The sequence below is a fragment of the Citrobacter sp. RHB36-C18 genome (assembly GCF_013814485.1).
GTDB lineage: Bacteria > Pseudomonadota > Gammaproteobacteria > Enterobacterales > Enterobacteriaceae > Citrobacter > Citrobacter braakii.
In genome coordinates this window covers 2,304,844-2,328,360 of sequence record NZ_CP057125.1, presented here as the reverse complement: position 1 = coordinate 2,328,360, position 23,517 = coordinate 2,304,844, and the positions used below count along the sequence as shown (strand labels likewise).

The 23,517-nt window shown below is 52.8% G+C and carries 18 protein-coding genes and 2 pseudogenes; 9 read left to right on the top strand and 11 right to left on the bottom strand.

Going from position 1 to position 23,517, the window contains the following annotated elements; genetic code table 11:
* Positions 1-10: 10 nt before the first annotated feature.
* On the bottom strand, positions 11-1,132 hold the full coding sequence (locus tag HVZ52_RS11065; RefSeq protein WP_075848198.1) for an amidohydrolase: 1,122 nt from the start codon (positions 1,130-1,132) through the stop codon (positions 11-13).
* Complete coding sequence (locus HVZ52_RS11060) at positions 1,132-2,130, bottom strand: MsnO8 family LLM class oxidoreductase (RefSeq protein ID WP_181599238.1); 999 nt, start codon at positions 2,128-2,130, stop codon at positions 1,132-1,134. Before HVZ52_RS11060 ends, HVZ52_RS11065 begins: the two co-directional genes overlap by 1 nt.
* Before the next feature lie 516 nt (positions 2,131-2,646).
* Here HVZ52_RS11060 and HVZ52_RS11055 point away from each other — a divergent pair.
* A complete protein-coding gene (locus HVZ52_RS11055) occupies positions 2,647-4,188 on the top strand; it encodes a PAS domain-containing methyl-accepting chemotaxis protein (RefSeq protein WP_181599237.1) in 1,542 nt (513 codons plus the stop codon).
* Positions 4,189-4,281: 93 nt separating this feature from the next.
* On the opposite strand, the pseudogene HVZ52_RS11050 reads toward HVZ52_RS11055, so the two are convergent.
* From HVZ52_RS11050 to HVZ52_RS11040, 3 genes and pseudogenes are all read right to left on the bottom strand, one after another.
* Positions 4,282-4,514: pseudogene (locus HVZ52_RS11050) on the bottom strand (hypothetical protein).
* 29 nt (positions 4,515-4,543) lie between these two features.
* Positions 4,544-5,023, bottom strand: a complete 480-nt coding sequence (gene tssD / locus HVZ52_RS11045) for a type VI secretion system tube protein TssD (protein WP_053389794.1) — start codon at positions 5,021-5,023, stop codon at positions 4,544-4,546.
* Between the two features lie 239 nt (positions 5,024-5,262).
* A complete protein-coding gene (locus HVZ52_RS11040) occupies positions 5,263-5,955 on the bottom strand; it encodes a hypothetical protein (RefSeq protein ID WP_181599236.1) in 693 nt (230 codons plus the stop codon).
* Positions 5,956-6,012: 57 nt separating this feature from the next.
* Here HVZ52_RS11040 and HVZ52_RS11035 point away from each other — a divergent pair.
* Positions 6,013-6,646, top strand: a pseudogene (locus HVZ52_RS11035) (Tn3 family transposase); the annotation flags it as partial.
* 224 nt (positions 6,647-6,870) lie between these two features.
* Entirely contained in the window at positions 6,871-8,313 is a 1,443-nt protein-coding gene (ansP, locus tag HVZ52_RS11030; protein ID WP_181599235.1) for an L-asparagine permease, read from the top strand.
* 41 nt (positions 8,314-8,354) lie between these two features.
* Here ansP and HVZ52_RS11025 read toward each other — a convergent pair whose 3' ends face one another.
* Positions 8,355-8,576, bottom strand: coding sequence for a YgdI/YgdR family lipoprotein (locus HVZ52_RS11025; protein WP_046275589.1), 222 nt, complete (start codon positions 8,574-8,576; stop codon positions 8,355-8,357).
* Positions 8,577-8,712: 136 nt separating this feature from the next.
* Positions 8,713-9,774: a YncE family protein gene (locus HVZ52_RS11020; RefSeq protein ID WP_016153137.1), complete on the bottom strand. Its 1,062-nt coding sequence runs from the start codon at positions 9,772-9,774 to the stop codon at positions 8,713-8,715.
* Positions 9,775-10,034: 260 nt separating this feature from the next.
* Between HVZ52_RS11020 and pqqU the strand changes: the two genes are divergently transcribed.
* On the top strand, positions 10,035-12,155 hold the full coding sequence (pqqU, locus tag HVZ52_RS11015; RefSeq protein WP_181599234.1) for a TonB-dependent receptor PqqU: 2,121 nt from the start codon (positions 10,035-10,037) through the stop codon (positions 12,153-12,155).
* 30 nt (positions 12,156-12,185) lie between these two features.
* Here the strand turns inward: pqqU and HVZ52_RS11010 are convergent, their stop codons facing one another.
* The gene (locus HVZ52_RS11010) at positions 12,186-13,223 is read right to left on the bottom strand and encodes an NADP-dependent oxidoreductase (RefSeq protein WP_080858791.1); all 1,038 of its coding nucleotides are present in this window, start codon (positions 13,221-13,223) and stop codon (positions 12,186-12,188) included.
* Between the two features lie 58 nt (positions 13,224-13,281).
* Complete coding sequence (locus HVZ52_RS11005) at positions 13,282-13,857, bottom strand: XRE family transcriptional regulator (RefSeq protein WP_046275593.1); 576 nt, start codon at positions 13,855-13,857, stop codon at positions 13,282-13,284.
* A 37-nt stretch (positions 13,858-13,894) separates the two neighbouring features.
* On the opposite strand from HVZ52_RS11005, the gene mddA reads away from it, so the two are divergent.
* Entirely contained in the window at positions 13,895-14,413 is a 519-nt protein-coding gene (gene mddA, locus HVZ52_RS11000) for an L-methionine sulfoximine/L-methionine sulfone acetyltransferase (RefSeq protein ID WP_065554430.1), read from the top strand.
* Positions 14,410-14,859: a DMT family transporter gene (locus HVZ52_RS10995; protein WP_016156572.1), complete on the top strand. Its 450-nt coding sequence runs from the start codon at positions 14,410-14,412 to the stop codon at positions 14,857-14,859. Before mddA ends, HVZ52_RS10995 begins: the two co-directional genes overlap by 4 nt.
* Before the next feature lie 66 nt (positions 14,860-14,925).
* On the opposite strand, the gene HVZ52_RS10990 is transcribed toward HVZ52_RS10995, so the two are convergent.
* Together HVZ52_RS10990 and HVZ52_RS10985 are read right to left on the bottom strand one after the other, a co-directional pair.
* A complete protein-coding gene (locus tag HVZ52_RS10990) occupies positions 14,926-15,159 on the bottom strand; it encodes a YdcY family protein (protein WP_016153143.1) in 234 nt (77 codons plus the stop codon).
* Positions 15,160-15,176: 17 nt separating this feature from the next.
* The gene (locus HVZ52_RS10985) at positions 15,177-16,775 is read right to left on the bottom strand and encodes an ABC transporter substrate-binding protein (protein ID WP_104651604.1); all 1,599 of its coding nucleotides are present in this window, start codon (positions 16,773-16,775) and stop codon (positions 15,177-15,179) included.
* 282 nt (positions 16,776-17,057) lie between these two features.
* Between HVZ52_RS10985 and HVZ52_RS10980 the strand changes: the two genes are divergently transcribed.
* From HVZ52_RS10980 to HVZ52_RS10970, 3 genes are read left to right on the top strand one after another with little or no spacing between them, the layout of a single operon-like run.
* Entirely contained in the window at positions 17,058-18,371 is a 1,314-nt protein-coding gene (locus HVZ52_RS10980; protein WP_181599233.1) for an SrfA family protein, read from the top strand.
* A gap of 4 nt (positions 18,372-18,375) precedes the next feature.
* Positions 18,376-21,357, top strand: coding sequence for a virulence factor SrfB (locus HVZ52_RS10975; protein ID WP_181599232.1), 2,982 nt, complete (start codon positions 18,376-18,378; stop codon positions 21,355-21,357).
* A complete protein-coding gene (locus HVZ52_RS10970) occupies positions 21,354-23,513 on the top strand; it encodes a virulence factor SrfC family protein (protein ID WP_181599231.1) in 2,160 nt (719 codons plus the stop codon). The genes HVZ52_RS10975 and HVZ52_RS10970 overlap by 4 nt, the downstream gene beginning before the upstream one ends.
* Positions 23,514-23,517 lie beyond the last annotated feature (4 nt).

Sequence of the window (23,517 nt, the reverse complement as noted above, 5' to 3'; positions counted from 1 at the left end):
ACAGGTAAACTTAAAGATGTGCGAATGCCGTTTTTGCTAGCTGTGCAAAGTAATGCGCGGCAGGTTCAATTAAACGTTCGTCCGGATTAAAGCCCGGGTGATGTAATCCGTATTCACTGGCGCTGCCAATACTGACAAATGCGCCAGGCGTATTTTGCAGATAGACAGCAAAATCTTCGCCGCCCATATGCAGGTCGGCATGGTGGGTGGTGTAGCCTGATTGTTTCGCCACGGCGGTGGCGATATCGGCCCAACGTGCATCGTTTACCAACGCGGTCGGCCCCGCATGCCAGATAACGTCGATTTGTGCGCCAAAGGCGTGGGCAAAACCGGCGGCGATGTCATTAACCCGTGCTTTAACCTGCTGCTGCACCGAAGTCCGGTGCGTTCTGAGCGTCCCTTCCAGCTCAACGGATTCTGGCAACACGTTCCATGTATTTCCTCCCTGAATACGGGTCACGCTAAGCACCACTGAATCCAGTGTGTTAACGTCGCGACTGGCAACGCTTTGCAACACCGTGACCAGTTGGCTGGCGAGCAGGATGGCATCTCTGCCTTCATGCGGACGCGCCGCATGTGCGCCCTTGCCATTAATACGCAGCACGAAGCGATCGACGTTGGCATAGAACGCACCGCCGCGTGTGGCAAATTCCCCCACCGGTAAACCTGGCTCATTGTGCATGCCAAAAATAGCCGCAACGTTGTGCAGCGCACCGGCGCGGATCAGCGTTTTTGCGCCACCGAAACTCTCTTCAGCGGGCTGAAACAAAATACGTACGCGCCCCGGTAAGTGTGTTTCCTGTTGTTTAAGCAGCAGCGCGGCGCCCAGCATGACGCTGGTGTGAACGTCATGTCCGCAGGCATGCATCACTCCCGGTGTGAGGGAGCGAAACGGCACATCGGCGCTTTCTTCTATCGGTAGCGCATCGATATCCGCTCGCAGCGCGATGACATCTTCTCCCTGCCCGATTTCCGCGACCAGACCGGTTTTCAGGTCGAACGGTAAAATCTCGACGTCCGCTGCGTGCAGCCAGGCGTGAATGCGCGCCGTCGTTGCCACCTCTTGCAGGGAAAGTTCCGGGTGCTGGTGTAATTCACGACGCCAGTTGATAAGCGTTGAGGCCAGAGTCATCAGAGCACCTCCACGGCGTTATGGGCTTGCGCCAACAACCGCAGCGATGTCAGACGCGCGTGACCTTCCGCCACTGGCGTGTCGATAATGAACTCATCAATGCCAAATTGCGTATGCAGGGCATTCAGCTTCGCCATCACCTCCTGAGCCGTGCCGTGTAACAACGCCTGCTCACGACGCGCGATTTTGCGTGGCGGACTGCCGGCCTGCGCGGCGAATGCCAGCGCCTGCTCTTCGCTGGCTACCGTGACACGTTGACCATTCTCCAGCTCCACGCCCCAGATTTGCACGTTTTCCGCAAGCTGCGAGGCGGTATCGTTACTGTCAGCCACAATCACTTGTACGGCAACTATCGTCGGACGTGCGCTGTGGGTCTGCCAGAAGGACAAAACGTCACGCAATAACGCGCGGTCACCGTTGAGGTGTGCCGCGAAGATAAAATGCCAATTGAATTGCGCTGCTAACTGTGCGCTTTGCACACTGGCTCCCAGGACAAATCCTTCCGGCGGTATCGGTGGGATTGGCGTCGGAAATACCGTTTCCCCGCTTTCCGTGCCGCTCAGCGTCAGCCAGTCGTTAAGCTGCGAAAGTTGGTCGGCAAAACTGCCTTTTTCATCCTGATGCACTCCTTGCTGTAGTGCCTGAGTCGACAGTGGTAAGCCGCCAGGGGCTTTCCCTACGCCGAGATCGACACGCCCGGGTGCCAGCGAGGCCAGAAGATTGAAGTTTTCCGCCACTTTGTACGGGCTGTAATGTTGCAGCATCACGCCACCGGAGCCTACGCGAATACGCTGGGTTTGCCCGAGGATCCATGCAATCACCAGCTCCGGTGATGGGCTGGCCAGCTGTGGCGTATTATGGTGTTCCGCGATCCAGAAACGATGGTATCCCCACTCTTCTGCCCGCTGCGCCAGACGTAACGTCCGGGCAAGCGCCATCGCGGCGGTTTCACCTTCCCCGAGGGGGCTTTTATCCAGAATACTCAGGCGATATGACATGTTACGGGCCTATGCTTGTTAACATGTCATTATTATTAAATTATCAGATAACCATGCAGAAACATTTAATTCACATTTGCTCAGCTAAAAAGTAGATAACCAGCCCTGACGCTGTCAGGGATAAAATTCGGATCGCCTTGTACTGGTCGGAACACGAAACTGAAAACACGCGGAATGTATGGCCTACAAAATATAATAGGGTCGTTGGTCTCACGGGAATAACATCCAAATCATTTCATGCCAGTTTTCTTTTTGCGAAAACGTTTTTTAACGCGATTTACGTTAAGTCAGGTTAAATGACTTAAAACGTTATGCGGTTGTATAAAATGTTTCAGTTTTATGACCCTGAATGAATATTCCACAGAGATTTTTTAATTTAAATACTTCCACAGAAATGATGATTAGTAGAGAATGCAGCGTTTCTTATTAAAACGGTTTAAAACGGCTTTTTAATATTCCTCCCGATTTTATTGCGGGAATTTTTGTATGGATTATACATATCATTATGGGGCCTCTATGAAAAGTAACATGCCCGTTACACAAATTGAGCACGCACTTAACGACAAAGCGACGCTGCTTTCAACGACGGATAAAGAAAGTCATATTACCTACGCTAACTCTGCTTTTATCGATGCCAGCGGATTTAACGAAGATCAATTAATGGGCGAAGCGCATAATATTATTCGCCATCCTGACATGCCTCCCGCTGCATTCGCCGATATGTGGTACACGCTACAGCAGGGAGACAGCTGGACGGGTATGGTGAAAAACCGCCGCCAAAATGGTGACCATTACTGGGTTCGCGCCAACGTTACGCCGGTCTGGCACAATGAAAAACTCACCGGTTACATCTCAGTGCGTACCGTTCCTTCGCGTGATGAAATAACTCACAGCGAAAGTTTATACCAAAAAATGAATAGTCAGCAGTTTAAAGGCTTTCGACTTTTTAAAGGGATTATCATTCGTCGCGGCTTATTGGCATGGACCTCCATGTTTAAATGGCTGAATATCAGCCAGCGCGTCAATTATTCTTTAGGGGTGACGGCCCTGCTCGCTTTGCTATTTATCTTCGCACCGTTTAATCCATTTATTCAGTCGGGTGGCTTGCTGGTGTTATTTCTGGCACTGGCTATTTACCTTAAGTATCAAATTTGTCAGCCAGTTAATACGCTCCTGACGCAAATGAAGAAAGTGGTATCCGGACGTAAACCTGATAACTGTCATTTAAATCGGGTGGATGAGATCGGAATGCTAATGCGACTGGTTAATCAGTCCGGGCTTAATCTGAATTCTCTGGTCGATGACGTCAGTACGCAAATTTCCGGTATTCGCGCTATCAGTCAGCGGGTGTCAAAAGAAGGTACGGCGCTGCATCAGCGTTCAGAAGAAACCTCTGCCAACCTGCAACAAACCGCTGCGGCCATTGAAGAAATTGGTAGCGCGGTACAACAAACCGCTGAGACGGCGGCACATACCATGACCATGGCCGATAAAACCAGCGCCAACGCTGCAGAAGGCGGCGATATCATGAAACAAACTATCGCCATGATGCAGGCGATATCGCGTGACAACGGGCAGATCGTTGACATCATTGGCGTGATCGACAGCATCGCCTTTCAGACCAATATTCTGGCGCTCAATGCCGCGGTTGAAGCCGCGCGAGCCGGGGAATCCGGGCGTGGCTTCGCCGTTGTCGCGGCAGAAGTCCGCAATCTGGCCCAACACTCGGCGTCTGCGGCAAAAGAGATCAAACAGCTTATTGAGAAGAACGTCGCCAATGTTAATAGCGGCGTCAAAATGGTGGAGCAAACGGAAACGCATCTCACCGGGATGATTGGGGATGTACTGCAGATGTCGATGATGATCAAAGACATTAGTCTGGCCACGCGTGAGCAAACCCAGGCTTTGGATCTGATTAACGATTCAATTTCACGCGTTGGCACCATGACACACAATAATGCCGAGATGGTGGAGCGCGTCACCGACGCCACCGCCGATCTGACCCAGCGTTCATCACGCTTACAGCAGGCCGTTCAGGTCTTTGGCGTATCGGCATAACGTTACGGCGCTTATTGGGTGAATGTCTCGATAAGCGCACTCCTCTACATGGGGCTCTACGCCGGAACCGCCGAAATTTCCGGTCCGTTGCTTTTAGTGATCTTTCGGTACCTCAATGACTCCATCAGCAATGCCCTGAGCCAGCCTTTCCATCCATTTTGCAAAGCGAAATATCCAGGGTATTGCAGGCATCTGGACTTTTGAAGCGCTGTCCATCCCCCGTTTAAAGGCATCCATATAGTCATAACAGCCCGCAATAATTGAGTATCATCATTATCATGAACTATCTTCGCCAACTGCCGTTGTTCAGAAGTTAAGTCGACCATTTTCTTTCCTCCTTTGGTGCCCCTCGTCATCAGGCACAACAACGATCGTTCCATGAGTCTCGATAGATAATATTACCCTCCGTATACTTCCAGGTAATCGCCTCATAACGCAACTCGAGCGTTTCAAGGTGAGTACTACTCATACCGTTAGGTGACAGGTATGGCGCAACCGTTGTGAACTTGACGTTTTCCAGAATGATATTGAAATACTCCGCCTCGATGCCCGATTCCAGGATACGGTACATCTTGATTGTCGCCTTCTTCATGGTTCGGCCTTCACAGACAGCGCGGTACAGGAGCGGTGTTGTCTGATCAAATTCCTTCACTATCGTGATCGGGCTATGAACGCGCGTCCCTGTAAGTTTGCCCCAATTGGGGTCTACTGGAATGGTTACGCCGTGCGAAAATGATTTTAATTCGATGGAACCCAAACGCAGGGGCATTAAACAACTGCCAACAATCGGCGCTCCATTTTCATCTTCAAGCCATAAATGAGCGGGAGTAGACATATAATTTCCTTATCAGTGATGATTTAAGTAACTGTGATATTAACGCTGTCACCATTTACAGTAACGCGTGAAAATAACAATCATAACTATGGCGAATACGCCTGTAGGCCAGACAGGGCTGTCAGGGAAAAAATATCCCTGGAGCAATGCGAAAATAATCGTAAAAATTACAGGTCCGTACAGCGATGATAAAAACCTGAGCTGCCACAGTAGAAATTTCTTTAGTGATCGAATCATGGTTATCTGATCATCCGGGTGATGATATTTGCTATACCGGAATCAGATGACCATTGCGCTTCAAGTGCGCCCGCGCGCTCAAATACCGGTTCAATCAGGAAATACATCATATCCAGTTGTTGCATGTAAAGTGCAGAGTAATAAGCTGGATACTGGACGTGTAGACGACGAGCACTATCCGCCGCTTTCTGAACCAAGCCGTACGTGGCCACAACCCCCGCAGTCGTACCCGCTGCACGTCCCGTAAGAGCACTGAGTTGCATACTTAGATGCAATCCGATACGGACGCTGGTAGCGACCGCTAAAGCGTACCCCGCACCGGTAAGGGTGCTGGACGCGATATGAACATTTACAGCCATAAGTGCTTTTTTAATATGCTCTAATTGGGCATTAGTTTTGTATTTGAATACTTCTTCAAAGTAGACACGAAGCATTTCATAGACAACGTCACCATGCTGGATAATGCGAATAACAGCATTCCTGAAGCGCAGATCCTCCGTTTTTTGCTGCTGGCAAATATCATTATATTCATCGGTAAAGCAGGACGTGTAATACAGCAGACGGGTAGCGCCCTTTCCCAAGTTTTCAACTTGATTTGTAACCTGCTGACCGACGGCAGAAACTGCATGATCGAGCTTTAATGCAAGGATCCTGTTAGCCTGTAGATAACTGATGACTTCATTGTTGTTGTACATAACCGCTCATTACATCCAGTTTTTCATTACTTTTCTCGGGAAAGCGTCCGATAAAAGGATTCGTCAGCACATAAAAAATGCCTGATCCAGCCTGCGGGCACATTGTTCTGGACCTTATCACACGCGAAAAAAGCAATCTTGATCGCATCGTCGCCACGCCTGGGCTGAAGGAAATGACGTAGGGAACGCTGATCCGCAAGTTATGTACATATACAACGGCCAACCCGACAAGACAGGCGATATTTGAATACGATCGGCTGGTTCGCAGTATTTACACGCTGAAGTATCTGCGTGACCCGAAGTTGGAACGCAATATCCGTCGCTCCCAGAATCGCGTTTAATCTTATCACCAGTTACGTGCATCAGTCGCCAAAGTCGGCGGTAAGAAAGAGTTAACAGGGAAAAATGATACTGAAACGGACATCAGTACCCAGTGTGGGCGATTGATCTCCAATGCGATCATTTATTACAACTCCGTGTTCCTGTCACGTTTGCTGGAGAGACTGGAAGCCGAAGATAATACCAAAGGCGTCGAGGCGCTGCCCGGATATCACAGATGGCCTGACAGCACATTTTACTGAACGGGCATTACACCTTCCAGAGCAGCAATGAACTTATCGATCTGGATACTCTTGTTGCCGGACTTAAACTGGGTTTCGGCGGTTCCGGCGTAGAACCTCTACAGGTATAAACGCCCTTCTCTTTTATTGGCTGAATCGAGGCCACACCGCGCCAGTACCGGCTGCATAAAAATGCTGAATTCTTGTTACCGGGGCTTTGCGGAACCAATCAATTGAATGTAGGATGCTCGGCCGGCAGTTTTCCCCCGTAACACAATGAAGGGTAAGGCTGTTTTCGCCGCAGCAGGTGCGGCAAAAAGGATGTTGTATTTTTGTCAGGTCAACAGGAATCGTAATGAACACAAACAACACGCAAGCCGCGGAACAACATGCGGCGAAACGACGCTGGTTGAATGCTCACGAAGAGGGGTATCACAAAGCGATGGGCAATCGACAGGTACAAATGATCGCCATTGGCGGCGCAATTGGTACCGGGTTGTTTTTAGGGGCAGGCGCGCGCCTGCAGATGGCCGGCCCGGCTTTGGCGCTGGTCTATCTGGTATGCGGTATTTTTTCGTTTTTTATACTGCGCGCGCTCGGCGAACTGGTTTTACATCGCCCTTCCAGCGGAAGCTTCGTTTCCTACGCCCGTGAATTTTTAGGTGAGAAAGCCGCCTATGTGGCTGGCTGGATGTACTTCATCAACTGGGCGATGACCGGCATTGTCGATATCACCGCGGTGGCGTTGTATATGCACTACTGGGGCGCATTTGGCGACGTGCCGCAGTGGGTGTTCGCCCTCGGCGCGCTGGCTATTGTCGGCACCATGAACATGATTGGCGTGAAATGGTTCGCGGAGATGGAGTTTTGGTTTGCGCTGGTTAAGGTACTTGCAATTGTGATCTTCCTGGTGGTGGGTACCGTTTTTTTAGGTACCGGAAAGCCGCTGGATGGTAACGCCACGGGTTTTCACCTGATTACCGACAACGGCGGCTTCTTCCCGCATGGCCTGCTGCCTGCGCTGGTACTGGTACAGGGTGTGGTTTTCGCCTTTGCCTCTATTGAACTGGTGGGTACCGCCGCCGGTGAGTGCAAAGATCCGCAAACGATGGTGCCGAAAGCAATCAATAGCGTTATCTGGCGTATTGGTCTGTTCTATGTGGGTTCTGTTGTGCTGCTGGTTCTGCTACTGCCCTGGAACGCCTATCAGGCGGGGCAAAGCCCGTTTGTTACCTTCTTTTCCAAACTGGGCGTGCCGTACATTGGCAGTATCATGAATATTGTGGTGCTCACCGCGGCGCTTTCCAGCCTTAACTCAGGGTTGTACTGCACCGGGCGTATTTTACGCTCCATGTCGATGGGCGGTTCGGCACCGAAATTCATGGCTAAAATGAGCCGTCAACAGGTGCCATGGGCCGGGATCCTCGCCACGCTGGTCGTGTATGTCGTCGGGGTATTCCTGAACTATCTGGTGCCGTCACAGGTGTTTGAGATCGTGTTGAACTTCGCGTCACTGGGCATTATTGCGTCGTGGGGATTTATCATGGTCTGTCAGATGCGTCTGCGCCGGGCCATAAAAGAAGGTAAAACGGCAGACGTCAGCTTTAAACTGCTGGGCGCACCGTTTACCTCGTGGTTAACGCTGCTGTTCCTGCTGAGCGTACTGGTATTGATGGCGTTTGACTATCCAAACGGCACCTATACCATCGCGTCATTACCGCTGATTGCCATCCTGCTGGTCGCGGGCTGGTTCGGCGTGCGTAAACGCGTTGCAGAGATCCACCGCACCGCGCCATAACGGCAGAAGGCCTGACAGGTTAATCCTTCAGGCCTTCTTTTTTAGTTCGCTTCAATCAACTGCGCTACGTCGTTGCTGTTAATTTCCCGCGCATTCCCATTCTGATCGGTATAGCTGGTCATTCCCGTGTCTTTATCCAGTTTTGGCTTACCCTGGGTGGTGATGGTTTGTCCGCTTTTGGTCGTCATAACGTAATCGGTGGTGCATCCTGCCAATGTAAACAGCATTACGCCTGCACAAAGACAGATAAATGGCTTTTTCATGGTATTCCCGTGTTATTCAGTTAGCCGTTGAGGGCGTAGTGTAAGTCCCTGAAGTGGGTCAGGCTACTGGCCGGGTGTAACGAGGCGTATCGGGGGATTTAGAGAAGTGACAGGAGGGGTTTCCCCCTCCGGTTAATTACAGCGCAATACGAATAACATCGTCCGGCTGGGTGGCTTCCTGCTCGCGGGTGGACTTCTGTTTCACGCTAACGTACAGGGTTTTACCGTCGGCGGAGAGCGCCAGGCTATTCGGGAATGTTGGGGTCTCGAACGTTTTAACGACTTTATAGCTTTTCGCGTCGATCACGCTCACTTTGCCGGCCTGACGATGGGTCACGTAGGCCTCGTTACGCGCCGGGTTAAACAACACGGCCAGGGATTCCGGCGCGGCGACTTTTGCCAGGACGTTGCCATTACGGGTGTCGATTACCAGCACTTCCGCCGCTTTAGAGTCGGTGACAAAGGCGCGGTTGCCCGCCGTGTCCAGGCTCAGGTTGATGAAGAAATGCTCTTTTCCATCATCCAGCAGCTTTTTACGGCTGAGAATTTTGTTGGTGGTGGTATCGATGGTGATGAATTCACCGTCCGCATTGGCGGTGTACAGGCGTTTAGCCTTGCTGTCGACAGCCAGAGCGGTGCTCATTTTGCCGGTATTTTGAATGGTGTCCTTCAATTTAATGGCATCACCGTCCACCACCCAAATCACGCTCTCTTTACCAATACCGCTAATGTATACCGTGTTGGTGGCGTCATCGGCGACCAGCTCACGCGGCTGCAGTGGGCGAACGTCTTCAGAACGCTTACGCGCATCCAGCACCAGACGTCCTTTCACCGCGCCCGTTTTAGCATCCATTGCCGTCACCGCGCTGTTTACTGTGTTGCCGAACCACAGCGTTTGCGTGGCGTTGTTGATGGTGGCGCCAAACGGTTTGAGATCGTTATGAATAACCTGAGTCACTTCGAGGGTGACCGGGTCAAGACGGTAAACCACCCCGCCGGTATCCAGTTTGCGGCTCTGCGAAGTCGCCAGCCACAGCGCGTTCTCTTGCTGGCTGTACGCCATTTCATAGGCGCCTTTGCCCACGGCTTTGCGCAGCAGTTCTTCTGCAGCCTGCGTAGTAAAAGATGATGCAACAAGCAGTGAACCTAACAGTAAAGAACCACGCAGACGCGGCGAAAACAGATGACGTAAAGACATGACGACTCCCTTTGATAAATTCGTTTGTTACTGCTTCACATAGCTTCAATGAGCAAAATCATGGTTTTGCCTTTTTTAGGAATGAGAATAGTAATCATTATTCATCTCAAAGTGGAGCACTTCTTCACATATTGACTACAATCGTTGTCATTGCCCGAAAAATTAGCGCAATTCAGCAGCGCTAAAATTCATCTTTTATAAAAAAATTCACGCGCTTATCGCTGGTGTTTCGGCGTAAGCATCATTAACTGGCCTTGTTCATGACGATTTTTGCATCCCGCTACACTGCACTTCCTGTTTCTTTACTGCCTGTCTTCCTCTCGCCTTATGCCGTGGCAGAAAGTGAGATAAACGATCAAACGCTGATCGTTAGCGCGACACCACAGTCCATTTCTGAACTGGACACCCCTGCCGCCGTCAGCGTCGTTGACGGAGAAGATATGCGTCTGGCAACGCCGCGAATTAACCTGTCTGAATCCCTGACCAGCGTCCCTGGGCTACAGGTGCAAAATCGGCAAAACTACGCCCAGGATCTCCAGTTGTCGATTCGCGGATTTGGTTCGCGAACCACTTATGGCATCCGCGGCATTCGTTTGTATGTCGACGGGATCCCGGCAACCATGCCGGATGGGCAGGGTCAAACATCCAATGTTGATATCAGCAGCGTACAAAATATTGAGGTTTTACGCGGCCCCTTCTCTGCTCTGTATGGCAATGCATCTGGTGGAGTGATAAATGTCAGCACTGAAACGGGAAATGAGCCGCCAACCATTGAAGCCAGCAGTTATTACGGCAGTTTTGGCAGTTGGCGCTACGGGTTAAAAGCAACGGGCGCACTGGGCGATGGTACACAGCGAGGGGATGTGGATTACACCGTTTCAACAACCCGGTTTACCACCCATGGTTATCGCGATCGCAGCAGCGCACAAAAAAATCTGGCCAATGCCAAACTGGGCGTGCGCATGGACGATACGAGCAAACTAACCCTGATTTTCAATAGCGTAGAGAGTAAAGCTGACGATCCTGGTGGTCTTACCGAGTCGGAGTGGCAGGCCAATCCGCAGCAATCTCCCCGCGCTGAGCAATACAACACGCGAAAAACCATCAAGCAGACCCAGGCGGGGTTGCGCTATGAACGCCAGCTTAGCGCGAAGGATGATATCAGCATCATGACCTATGCGGGGGAGCGTGAAACCACTCAGTATCAGTCGATCCCGATGGCCCCGCAGTTAAAACCCTCTCATGCCGGAGGCGTTATTACCCTGCAACGTCATTATCAAGGGATAGACAACCGCTGGACTCACCGTGGCGAACTGGGCATACCCGTGACCTTCACCACCGGTCTGAATTACGAAAACCTGAGCGAAAGCCGTAAAGGCTACAACAACTTTCGCCTTGATGATGGCGTGCCAGAATATGGTCAGAAAGGCGACTTACGACGTAACGAACGTAACCTGATGTGGAATGTCGATCCCTATCTGCAAACCCAGTGGCAATTAACGCAGAAACTCTCGCTGGATGCCGGGGTTCGCTACAGTTCGGTGTGGTTTGATTCTAACGATCGCTATATTACGCCTGGTAACGCAGATGACAGCGGTGACGTCAGCTATCACCAGTGGTTACCTGCCGGATCGTTAAAATACGCCATCACCGATGCCTGGAACGTCTACCTGGCCGCGGGACGCGGGTTCGAAACGCCCACCATCAACGAGTTGTCTTATCGCTCCGACGGCCAAAGTGGGATGAATTTTGACCTACAGCCTTCCACAAACGATACCGTGGAAATCGGCAGTAAAACGCGTATCGGCGATGGGCTGTTTACCGCAGCGCTATTCCAGACCGATACCGATGACGAGATCGTGGTTGACAGCAGTAGCAGCGGGCGGACAACCTACAAAAACGCTGGAAAAACTCGCCGTCAGGGAGGTGAGTTATCCTGGGACCAACGCTTTGCCGCAAGCTGGCGCGTAAAAGCTGCATGGACCTGGCTGGATGCGACCTACCGCAGCAACGTCTGTGGCGATCAAAACTGCAACGGCAACCGCCTGCCTGGCATTGCGCAAAACATGGGATTTGCTTCGCTGGGCTACGTGCCTGATGAAGGTTGGTATGCGGGAACTGATGTTCGTTATATGAGCAACATTATGGCCAATGATGAAAATACGGCGCAAGCCCCGTCCTATACCGTAGTGGGTTTAAATACCGGCTATAAATTTTATTACCGCAGTCTGATGATCGACCTGTTCGGTCGGGTGGATAATCTGTTTGATAAGTCCTACGTCGGTTCGGTGATAGTGAATGAGGCAAATGGTCGATATTACGAACCGGCGCCAGGACGAAACTATGGCGTAGGGATTAATCTGGCCTGGCGTTTTGAGTAACACTGGTGGGAATGACTCCCGCCATCCGTTTTACGCATCGTCTGCAAGACGAATCACCACTTTACCGAAGTTTTTGCCCGTCAGCAGGCCGATAAAGGTCTGCGGCGCATTTTCCAGACCGTCGGTGATTTGCTCGCGGTAATGGATTTTGCCCTCTTTAACCCAGCGCCCCATCTCCCGCTGAAACTCCTGAATACGGTGACCATAATCCTGACCAATGATAAAGCCCTGCATCCGGATACGCTTTTTCAGTAGCGTTGCCATCAGCAAAGGTAATCTATCGGGTCCGCCTGGAAGCGATGTGGCGTTGTAACCGCTGACCAGTCCGCACAGCGGAATGCGCGCAGAGGTATTGAGCAATGGCAAAACGGCGTCAAATACCTTGCCGCCAACGTTTTCGTAGTAAATATCGATCCCCTGCGGACAGGCTTTTGCCAGCTGTTGCGCAAAATCTTGTGCATGGTGATCGAGGCAGAGATCAAAGCCTAATACCTCGGTGGCATGTCGGCATTTCTCTGCCCCGCCTGCAACCCCGATCACCCGGCAGCCTTTGAGCTTACCAATCTGCCCTACCGTTGCGCCAACCGGGCCGGTGGCGGCGGCCACAACCAGCGTTTCCCCCGCTTTTGGCTGACCGATATCCAGCAGCCCCATATAAGCAGTAAATCCTGGCATCCCCATCACTCCCAGCGCCCAGGAGGGATGTTCGGGATTATCGCCAAGCTTCACCAGCCCGTTACCGTCGGAGATGTCATAGTCCTGCCAGCCGCTGTAGCTCAGCACCCACTCGCCAGGCTGGTAATCAGGATGGTTGGAGGACACCACGCGACTCACGGTCCCGCCAACCATCACGCCGCCAATCTCTACCGGCGGGGAGTAAGACGGCTCATCGCTCATGCGTCCACGCATGTAGGGATCGAGGGAAAGAAAAATGGTGCGCAGCAAAACCTGGCCTTCACCCGGCGTTGCCACCTCATCGTCTTCAAGACGGAAGTTTTCCGGGACCGGCGCGCCATGCGGGCGGGAAGCCAGTACCCAGCGGCGATTGCGATTAGTCTGTTGACCCATGATGTGCTCCTCTGCTTTTGGCATGATTCCATCAATAGTAGCAGCCTGTGTCCGCCAGTTAGCTGACGACATGATTTAACCGCACAACCAGGTAAACGCAGGGGTGTGCGGTTTCATTGATAAACCGACAATCATTCGGTGGGCCAAGCTCCAGGCAATCGCCAGCCCGCATTTCATGACGCACGTCCCCTTCCACAAAGACCAATTCCCCCTGCTGTAGCCAGATAAGTTGTCTTGCCTGCACGTAGGAAGAGGCTGGCATCGGGATATCGCTTCCGGCAGGCAATTCTATCTGCACCAGATCAATAGGCAGATCGCTGCGCGGTGAAACGTGGCGGCGCAGATAGTGGCTTTGCGGGTCGTGCCAGACAGGCTGATCAGCGAAGCGCAGCAGCTTGCCCTCCTGCATTTCGGCCCGCGCCATCAGCATAGACATGCTGATACCAAAGGCACCGGAGAGCCTGCCCAGCAGCGTGGCCGTAGGGCTGCTCTCACCGCGCTCTATTTTATGGATCATCGCCCGCGACACGCCTGCGCGTTCAGCGAGTTCCGTCAGAGACCAGCCGCGAGATTCCCGCTCAATGCGAATTCTTGCACCGATCCGTTGATTTATGCTGTCTTCAATAGTATTCATATTGTAATACTATAGTGAACAATCCCTGAGGTTCAACATGTCCATTCGATTTGCCAGCAAAGAAGATTGTGCCGCCATTGCAGAAATCTACAACCACGCGGTACTGCATACGGCGGCTATCTGGAACGATCAAACGGTCGATGCCGAAAACCGTATCTCATGGTATCAAGCCCGCCAGTTGATGGGCTATCCGGTGCTGGTGAGTGAAGAGAATGGCGTGATTACAGGGTACGCCTCCTTTGGCGACTGGCGTAACTTTGATGGATTCCGTCATACCGTTGAACATTCGGTATATGTCCATCCTGCTCATCAGGGTAAAGGCCTGGGACGAGCGCTGCTCAGCAGGTTAATAGAAGAAGCCCGCGCGTGCGGCAAGCATGTGATGGTTGCGGGCATTGAGTCTCAGAATCAGGCGTCGCTGCATCTGCACAGCATGCTGGGTTTTAAAACCACCGCGCAAATGCCACAGGTTGGCACGAAATTTGGGCGCTGGCTGGATCTGACTTTTATGCAGTTGCAGTTAGACGATCGCCGCGAACCGGATGCCAGCAGATGAACCAGACGCTAACCCTCTCCTTTCTGATTGCCGCAGGTATTGGTCTGGTGGTGCAAAATACCTTGATGGTACGCATCACGCAGACGTCCTCGACGATTCTCATCGCCATGTTACTTAACTCGCTGGTCGGGATCGTGCTGTTTGTCAGCATACTGTGGTTTAAGCAAGGTATGGCGGGGTTTGGGGAACTGGTTTCCAGCGTGCGCTGGTGGACGCTAATCCCTGGCTTGCTGGGATCGTTCTTTGTTTTTGCCAGCATCAGTGGATACCAAAATGTGGGTGCAGCAACCACTATCGCGGTGCTGGTGGCCAGCCAGTTAATCGGCGGACTGGTGCTGGATATTCTGCGCAGTCATGGCGTACCGCTGCGGGCGTTGGTGGGACCGGTCTGCGGCGCGGTGCTGCTGGTCGTTGGGGCCTGGCTGGTGGCGAGACGTTCGTTTTAATTGCGCTTATCCGGCCTGAACATGCAGGCCGGATAAGGTGTTACTTCGCCATCTGGCCACAACGAATTAAAGGATTGTGCCGCCTTTGGTCAACTGTTCGCGACGGGTTTCCATATCCTCTTTATGCTGACGGCCATGATGTGCGATAGCCGTACGCAAACGCTGTTGCTGGGTGTAACGTTCTTCCCGGCTCAGCACGACATCATCGCTGAGTTCAATCAGCAATTCATTCATATGCGTAATGACGCTCTCTTCAATGGCGGCATCAACACGTGCGCTGACCTCATCCAGATGCGACATAACCTCTCCTTAACTCATTAATTTAATTTTGCTTTTGAAAAATCGCTGCCCATCAGGCTAACGCTGTATCCGCTGACGTTGCTGCGCGTCGCGTAAAACGTTTTCCCGTTTGCCAACGCGATCCACGGAGCCTGTTGGTAGAAAATCTCTTGCGACTGCTGGTAAAGCGCGGCGCGTTCTTCCGGTTTACTCACCAGTTTCGCCTTTTGAACCAGCGAATTATACTCTTTATCGCACCAGCGCGCGGCGTTAGATCCGGTTTTAATGCTGTCACAACCCAGCAGTACATCGGCGAAGTTATCCGGATCGCCGTTGTCTGACATCCAACCGAACAACGCGGTGTCATGCTCACCTTTACGCATTCCGGAGAGATATTCGCCCCACTCGTACGACACAATTTTCGCCTTCACGCCAACCTTCGCCCAGTCGCTTTGGATCATCTCGGCAATCCGTCGGGAGTTCGGGTTGTATGGGCGCTGAACCGGCATTGACCACAGCGTCGCTTCAAAGCCGTTTTCCAGTCCCGCCTGTTTCAGCAGATCTTTCGCTTTTTGCGGGTCATAAGCGTAATCCTGCAGATCTTTATTGAATCCCAACATATTCGGCGGAATTGGCGATTTTGCCACCGTACCGGAACCTAAAAAGACGGCGTTAATAATGGCCTTTTTGTCTGTCGCGTAGTTAAGCGCCTGACGCACCAGCACGTTATCAAACGGTTTTTTCTCGGTATTAAACGCCAGATAGCCGACGTTCAGCGCTTCAACCGAATGCAGCGTCAAATCTTTATTCTTCTTAATCTCGTCAAACTGTACGGGCGCAGGTGCCGGAATTATCTGGCATTCATTGGTTTGCAGTTTCGCCAATCGGGTCTGAACGTTTGGCGTGATTGAGAAGATCAGGTGCTTCGTGGGGACGGCGCCGTCCCAGTAGTTGGGGTTGGCGAGATAGCGGATTTGCGAATCCTGCTTGTACTGCTGCAACACGTATGGCCCGGTGCCAATTGGCCAGTTATCGACGTTTTCCGGGGTGCCTTTTTTCAGCATCACGTCGGCATATTCCGCAGAGAGGATGGAGGCAAAATCCATTCCCCAGTCGGCAAGAAACGCGGCATTAGGTTCATTAAGGATAAACTGAACGTGATAATCATCGACCTTCTTCACTTCTTTAATCAGTTTATCCAGACCGACATCGTTGAAGTATTCGTAGCTTCCCTGAGAAATTTTGTGGTACGGATGAGCGGCATCTTTCTGTCGTAATACCGAGAAAACCACGTCATCAGCGTTGAAGTCACGGGTTGGTTTGAAGAATTTATTACTGTTGAATTTCACGCCCTGACGCAGGGTAAAAGTGTAGGTCTTACCGTCCGGCGAAATCGTCCAGTCCGTTGCCAGAGACGGAACTGGCGTATTTTTTACCGGATCAAAATTGATGAGTCGGTTGTAGAGCACCTGTGAGCTGGCCACAAACGATGGACCGGAACTGGCGATTTGCGGGTTAAATGACTCTGGCGACGCTTCTGAGCAGTAAATGAGAGTGTCAGTATTGGCCGCGAACGCCGCGCCTGATGGTAAGACGGCGCTGAGCGCCAGCGCGAGTAACGTTTTCCTTGCAATCATGGTTATAAGCCTTCTTATTTTATTATTAACCGGGATATCAGAGCATAGCTGACAAAAACTGACCAATAACGAATCACTATCAGGTTATTCTAATCCGGTGTATTTCGCTGAATAATTCATCACCCTAAGCGAATTAATTTCCCTTAAGTCTTTTTCAAAACGTCAAGATTTTTCCCGGCACTCTATGCCATGAAAATTCGCCCCTTTTTGCCTCTCTTCCACCGTTTGCTCGTTTTTATAAAACGTAAAGTAGATACGTGAAGAAGTCTAAGGGGTAACAACGTGGCAAAAACTCTCTTGCGCAGCGGCAATTTGGATGACTATCAGGCCGTGGGCGGCGGTGGTCAGGCCGTGTTTGATTCAGCATTGCAAATTCGTGAAACGCTTCGCCTGCGTAAACAGCAGGCGATGGTGGATTGTCTGGCGATCCCACAAATTAACGACAACGGCGATCGCGTTGACTGGTATTCGCCGATTGAAGGGAAAGCCGTTGCATGGAAAGCCGCTGATGAAGAGGCCCGTTTTCGTGCGCTGCGCTATCTGGGAAGCACGCTGGAAAATGCGGCGGCGCTGAGCCGTAAAAGTCTGCAATCGGGTAAAACCTCCCTGCAACTGTTTGGCTCACTGCTGGAAAAAGCCATCCAGTTTCCTGGTGAGAATCACGTGTTTCTGGTTGAAGGTAAACCCGTTATTACGTTCTGGGGTTTCGTCAATCTGAATGAAAATCCTCGCGACGATGTGCTCGATTGCCTGCGCCTTGCCGATATTCCTCCGGTCGTCACCGTAGCAGAGCCTGAGCCGGAAGAAGAAATCACTGCCCAAATCACCTTCGCCGAGGCCGAGGCGCCTTTGTTGACTCCAGTCGTTGAGCTACCTAAACCGGCTGAACCTGAACATGAACTACAACCCCCGGTCGTTGTTAACGAACCTGAAGTCTCGCCGCCGCTCGCACAGAAGAAACCCGCACGTCGCCTGCCGCTGTGGAGCCTGCCCGTTGCCGCGGTGATCATTGCAGCCATGGTTGGGCCGCTGCTGTGGAAGCAACAGCCCACCCCGCCCGTACCCGCTGTTCCCCCTGCAGACGTCGCTAAGTCAGATATAGCACCGCTGCCAGAACTGACATCTGCACTGCCGCTGCATCGGGCTGAAGTGGTTCCGGTCGCCAAAAAAGAAAAACCTGTCGAGGGACCGGTCGTGATCGCCGCGATTCCGAAAGATGCGCTGGTGATGGATGCCAACCAGATGAAGGCAGGAACGACGCGTTTTCTCAACGGTAACTGGCGCGTAATGGTTGATGTTAAAGATCCGGTTAGCGGTAAAGCGCCGTCGCTGCGCTATCAGATCCAGGCCAATAAAGGCACGGCGCGCGTGGTTCATGGCGACAATATTGTTTGTCGTGCCGAGATTTTCTCCGGTTTGCATCAGTCAGGTGAATTAATGATTAAGAGTCGCGGGAATGCCCGTTGTACGGACGGGTCACGTTATCCGATGCCGGAAATTACCTGCAAAGCGGGAACCAATGACGTCGCTGCCTGTACCGCACGTTATGACGATCACGCGGAAATCCCTCTGACGATCAAAAAGATAGGTGCCTGATTTTATGTTGGTGAATCTGTGTGACTACAAACAGAGCGTGACGCTCATCGCCAATAGCGGTGTGCAATTTCTGGATTTTGGCCTGACGCCGCAGGAATCTGCGCATCATGGTCGCTTTGTGCGCAAAACGGCAAACGGTCCCCTGCTGCGGCTGGATTTCGATCTGACAACCGGACGTTATACCTTACCTGGCAGCACTGGCGGTCAGCCCGAAGTGGTGAAGCCGGAAAGCACCCAGAAGCTGCATTATTCGCTGGACGTGCTCGACGGTGTCTGGCTGCCGCTGCCGTTCCTGCGCTTTAATCCGCCGCGTACGTTCGTTGAAGGCCCGGATAACTGGGCGCGCGTACAGGTGCGAAAGCTGGGGCAACCTGACAGCGCGGGCAACACCCACCGCGTCACCGTGGCGCTGGACAGCCAGCTCACTGAAAATGCCCCTGCGGCGTTAACCCCCAACGAAAATGACCTGCTGAACGGTACGCGATTTGCGCTGGCCTGGCATGACAACGAAATTGCCGATTTCCTCGACCAGACCTGGATTGACGGTTGGTTGCGCGAATCCTTTATGCATCATGTCACACAGCATGAGAACCGCTCAGAACAAGAGATCCAGCAGGCGCTGCGTAACTTTGAATATCAGGCGCACTGGCTGAATGTGCTAACCCTGTTAGGCGAGCAGCTTTCCGTTCCGGAAGTGAAACTGGTCACGCATACCCTCAGCACGCCCGCCATTCCCGTTGATCTTATCCTGGATATCGGTAACACCCATACCTGTGGCGTCCTGATTGAAGATCACGGGGATGCCAATGACGGACTGCGCCAGACAGCCGAATTGCAGGTGCGTTCGTTAAGCGAGCCACAGTTTCTCAACGATCCGTTGTTCACCAGCCGACTGGAGTTTTCCGAAGCGCGTTTTGGTAAGCAGCACTTTTCCGTGGAGAGCGGTCGTGATGATGCCTTTATCTGGCCGTCGATTGTCCGCGTTGGCGATGAAGCCCGAAAGCTGGCGATGCAGCGCATGGGCACTGAAGGCAGCAGTGGGATCTCCAGCCCGCGCCGTTATCTGTGGGACGAAACGCCGGTGTTGCATGACTGGCGCTTTAGCCAGATGAATGGCAAAACCCAGCGCGAACCACTGGCTACCGCCTTCCCACTGATGAACCTGATGAACGATGACGGGCAACCGCTGTTCAGCCTGCCGCAGGATGATCGTCTGCCGGTATTCTCACCGCAATACAGCCGCAGTACGCTGATGACGCATATGTTGTGCGAAATACTGGCCCAGGCGCTGGGGCAAATTAACAGCGTGGCGACGCGTTTGCGCCTCGGATTCCCAGCATCTCCTCGTCAGTTGCGTACGCTGATCCTGACCCTGCCGTCGGCGATGCCCAAACAGGAGCGTGAGATTTTCCGCCTGCGCATGTTTGAAGCCATTGCGTTGGTCTGGAAAGCAATGGGCTGGCACCCGCAGGATGAAGACTTCACCACCCGTAAACAGCAGGAAAAGAGCGTGGTTCCCGTACCTGAGATCCAGATGGAATGGGATGAGGCCAGCTGCGGGCAACTGGTGTGGCTGTATAACGAAGCTATCTCTCACTACGATGGTCACACCGAATCGTTCTTTAACGCCCTTGCCCGCCCGGACCGTCTGCCGGAGCCTGGTGAGACTAAAGGTCGTGCGCTGCGCGTGGCATCGATCGACATTGGCGGCGGGACAACGGATATGGCCGTCGTCCATTACCAGCTTGATGACGGCGTGGGTACAAATGTCAAAATTACCCCGCACCTGCTGTTCCGTGAAGGCTTTAAGGTTGCGGGCGATGACATGCTGCTGGACGTGATTCAGCGCTGCGTGTTGCCTGCGCTGCAAACCCGTCTGCAACAGGCTGGCGTGACCGACGCCGCCGCATTGCTGGCTACGCTATTTGGCGATTCCGGGCGCATCGACACCCAGGCGATTTTGCGTCAACAAACGGCGTTACAACTCTTTATGCCGCTCGGTCATGCGGTACTTTCAGCCTGGGAACAAAGTGATATTAACGATCCGGTAGCGGGTCTGCATGCCACCTTTGGCGAACTCCTGAGCCAGCAACCAACGCGCAACGTACTGAATTACATCCAGCAGGCTATCGATCATGCGTTACCTGCGGGATCGCCAGCGTTTGATGTGTTGAGCGTGCCGTTACAGGTGCAGTTCAGGCAGTTACAAGAAGCGTTACTGGCGGGCCAGTTTACCCTGACCTCCCCACTGCACGCGGTCTGTGAGGCTATTTCACACTATCGCTGCGATATTTTATTAGTGACCGGCAGACCCGCCTGTTTGCCGGGCGTACAAGCGTTGATCCGCCATCTGCAGCCCGTTCCGGTTAATCGTATGATCTGGATGGATAACTACCGCGTACATGAGTGGTATCCGTTCAGCCAACAAGGGCGGATTGGTAACCCCAAATCCACCGCAGCAGTTGGTGCCATGTTGTGTAGCCTGGCGCTGGATCTACGCTTGCCGCGTTTCAACTTTAAAGCTGCCGATATCGGCGCTTACTCGACCGTACGTTATCTCGGCGTGTTGGATAATACGGTCAATACGCTGCGTGATGAGAACATCTGGTATCACGATATCGATCTGGATAAGCCCGGCGCGAAGCTGGATGCCCGCCTGCACTTCCCATTGCGCGGCAACGTTACGTTAGGTTTCCGTCAACTGGCCAACAGCCGTTGGCCTGCCACACCGCTGTATACGCTCAGCATAAATTCTGCCGAACTGGCAAAAACCATCGCCGGAGATGGCGTGTTGAATGTACGGCTGCAGCTACGCGGTGGTAGCAAAGAAAGCGGCCCGGAATTTTTCGTACTGAGCGATGCGTGGTTACAGGATGGCACTCCCGTTGCCGCCAATGCCTTAACGTTAAAACTGAATACGCTGGCAGACCGACGCCATAGCGGGAGCCATTACTGGATTGATAGCGGGAGCGTGTACCTGAAATGAGTAAGATGTTAAACACCGCGCAGGCCGCCATCGAGTGGGTAACTGATACCCGTCAGCGTGCGGCGCGTCTTGATGATGAAGCGGATGCCCTGTTGGCACAGCTCACCCTGGCCGCCGTTAATGAGTCTGCATTGAAGACAACCTTTTCATCGCGAGGATGCGTTGGGCTTTACGGACATTCGCAATCGGCAAAAGCGCACCTGCTCACAGCATTGTGCAGCAACGCCAATAGCAAAGTGAATATCGTTACCCCGGATCGCAGCTTTGATTACTTTTCACATATTAATCCTGGTCATGCGCCAACCAATATGGCGATCCGCTTTACGCGTGATGAAAATCCGCTCGATGGTGAATGGCCGTTGCGCCTGCGGCTACTCAGTGAAGCCGAACTGGTACAGCTATTTATTACCCAGTTCTGTGCGCTTGCTGACAACCGCCAGGTCGAGAAATCGATTATTGAGGCGCGCCTGGAAAAATGGCAAACGTTGCGCCAGCGTCATCCGGTGCCGGGCATTACCGCGCATGATGTCGCGGCAATTGGCCGTTTCTGGCGCGCCTGCGTACCGGCCAGACAGCAGCAATTTGACGACGCGCTATGGCATCAGTTTGCCACGCTGCTACCCGCTCTGGATCTGACTACCCGGGCAAACGCCTGGGCGTTACTGTGGGGAGAACAACCAGAGTTGACGCAACAGTGGTTGGCGCTGGCGCATACGCTGCAACAAACCGGGAGCGCGCAAGAACTCGCGGCTCCGCTGAGCCTGCTGGTTGACCATTTTGGTTTACCTGCCGAGAGTTTCCTGACTCAGGTAGCATTGAACGGGAATGAGGCGCAAAGCGATGTGGTGGTTCATCCAATAGAAAATGAACAGTTGCTCAATGCGGTCAGCCTTTCTCAGGCTTCGCTGGCGCTGCTCACGCGCGAGCTGGTCCTGACGGTTGAAGACGCGGTACTGGAGAATGTCGATCTGCTGGATATTCCCCTCGCCCCGGATGTTCATCCCCATCCATTGTGGCAGGCCAAATTAGGCTGGATGCTGGAACATTATCGCCAGCATCTGCAACCGGATGTACTTTTAATCTGTAATGCGGTATCTACCCGCTCCCAGACGCCCGCCATCACCCGCAAGCTGCTGGGCTGGGTTAACGATACTCAGCCCCTACATGACGCCGCATTGCCGGGAGTGGTCTGGGCCATTACTCCGCAGGATGCGCGGTTTAGCACTCAGCAAAATCTTGATGAATCTGTGCAGCAATTAATGGGCAAGCCCGGACTGCACTGGGGCACGCTGCAGGCGCTGGATAAACACAGCTTACAACGCCTCGTCGAATGGCTGACTCAGGCAACCTCGCCCCAGCAACGCCAGGCGAGATTGACCTCCCTGCGTGAGCAGCACCAGCAGCGCGTACGCGAAACCCTGATCGGCTGGATTAACCCCGTTGAAACCGAATCGGGTAGCAATGAGTCGGTGATCCGCCAGCTCCAGGCCCAGGCGGCAAAACATGGCGAACTCCTGGACGGTTTGCTCCCGCCGATGCGCCTCTTTGAGTCGCTACTGCGTGTTCAGCAGCCGCGCGAGGAACAGGTGAGCGGATTATTTAATGAAGAGATTGACCTGTTTGCCGAGGTGCGTGACACACCGCACTCGCCGGAAAGCAAAGAGACCGGGTATCAGGCGCACAAAATGTGGGTTAACCACGTGCGCCAGTGGTGTCGCGATGAAAATAATGCGCGCCGTTTACGCCTTGAGCCGCGTACGCTAAGGCAGGTTGCCGATATCCTCGTCACCACCAGCTATCGGCTGGAGATGCCGCAACGCTTACAGCGCATTATGCAGCGAGAAAACGTCTGCGCCGCGCAGCTTCACGCCGATATTGGGGATTTTATTACCTGGCTTGGATTTGCCAGCGTGGCAGAGGAACAGCGTCCGGCCAGCAGGATCCAAAAAGGATCGGCTATTTTTAGTGCCCCGGCGCAACAGCCGATGTTACGGTTGACGAAACTGGATGAACAACCTTCGCATGGCGCAAGCCGTTACGTTTACGACTGGCTGGTCGCTTTGTATACCCGCGCCAATGAAAACGTGGGATATCAGCATCCAATGGATGTTTGCGCAGCCGACAAAAAACGATTAGATGCCCTGCTTTCCTCCTGAAACG

Coding starts and splice junctions, on each gene's coding strand:
- HVZ52_RS11065 (WP_075848198.1), bottom strand. CDS start 1,132: ATGACTCTGGCCTCAACGCTTATCAACTGGCGTCGTGAATTACACCAG.
- HVZ52_RS11060 (WP_181599238.1), bottom strand. CDS start 2,130: ATGTCATATCGCCTGAGTATTCTGGATAAAAGCCCCCTCGGGGAAGGT.
- HVZ52_RS11055 (WP_181599237.1), top strand. CDS start 2,647: ATGAAAAGTAACATGCCCGTTACACAAATTGAGCACGCACTTAACGAC.
- tssD (WP_053389794.1), bottom strand. CDS start 5,023: ATGTCTACTCCCGCTCATTTATGGCTTGAAGATGAAAATGGAGCGCCG.
- HVZ52_RS11040 (WP_181599236.1), bottom strand. CDS start 5,955: ATGTACAACAACAATGAAGTCATCAGTTATCTACAGGCTAACAGGATC.
- ansP (WP_181599235.1), top strand. CDS start 6,871: ATGAACACAAACAACACGCAAGCCGCGGAACAACATGCGGCGAAACGA.
- HVZ52_RS11025 (WP_046275589.1), bottom strand. CDS start 8,576: ATGAAAAAGCCATTTATCTGTCTTTGTGCAGGCGTAATGCTGTTTACA.
- HVZ52_RS11020 (WP_016153137.1), bottom strand. CDS start 9,774: ATGTCTTTACGTCATCTGTTTTCGCCGCGTCTGCGTGGTTCTTTACTG.
- pqqU (WP_181599234.1), top strand. CDS start 10,035: ATGACGATTTTTGCATCCCGCTACACTGCACTTCCTGTTTCTTTACTG.
- HVZ52_RS11010 (WP_080858791.1), bottom strand. CDS start 13,223: ATGGGTCAACAGACTAATCGCAATCGCCGCTGGGTACTGGCTTCCCGC.
- HVZ52_RS11005 (WP_046275593.1), bottom strand. CDS start 13,857: ATGAATACTATTGAAGACAGCATAAATCAACGGATCGGTGCAAGAATT.
- mddA (WP_065554430.1), top strand. CDS start 13,895: ATGTCCATTCGATTTGCCAGCAAAGAAGATTGTGCCGCCATTGCAGAA.
- HVZ52_RS10995 (WP_016156572.1), top strand. CDS start 14,410: ATGAACCAGACGCTAACCCTCTCCTTTCTGATTGCCGCAGGTATTGGT.
- HVZ52_RS10990 (WP_016153143.1), bottom strand. CDS start 15,159: ATGTCGCATCTGGATGAGGTCAGCGCACGTGTTGATGCCGCCATTGAA.
- HVZ52_RS10985 (WP_104651604.1), bottom strand. CDS start 16,775: ATGATTGCAAGGAAAACGTTACTCGCGCTGGCGCTCAGCGCCGTCTTA.
- HVZ52_RS10975 (WP_181599232.1), top strand. CDS start 18,376: ATGTTGGTGAATCTGTGTGACTACAAACAGAGCGTGACGCTCATCGCC.
- HVZ52_RS10970 (WP_181599231.1), top strand. CDS start 21,354: ATGAGTAAGATGTTAAACACCGCGCAGGCCGCCATCGAGTGGGTAACT.